Genomic DNA, 276 nt, shown 5'->3' on the forward strand with positions numbered 1-276 from the left:
GTAACTAACATCAATACGCTGCATTTAAACAAAAACGGATTTTGTACCAACTGACTAAATGCCTTAAACATACTTACTCCCTGCTCATTATTAACTGAAACAGGTTGATCCTTTCCTTTTTCCATTTTGGCACTATAGCCAAACACCCCTGTAGTGATGGCAATTGCTATCATCACTACTGTAAAATAATCCATACCTCCTTGCCAAATTCCTAATGCCAGTATGGGTCCAATAATACCTGGTATAAAAGAGAATAAAGAATAAAGTGAGATGCCC

General features: G+C 37.0%; 1 pseudogene. It reads right to left on the reverse strand.

The annotated features are described in order from the left end of the window. Window positions 1–194 (reverse strand): annotated as a pseudogene (locus tag SB773_RS31480) (staphylopine family metallophore export MFS transporter CntE); the annotation flags it as partial. Window positions 195–276 lie beyond the last annotated feature (82 nt).

It is taken from the genome of Bacillus sp. SIMBA_074, from assembly GCF_046534555.1.
Classification (GTDB): Bacteria; Bacillota; Bacilli; order Bacillales; family Bacillaceae_G; genus Bacillus_A; species Bacillus_A mycoides.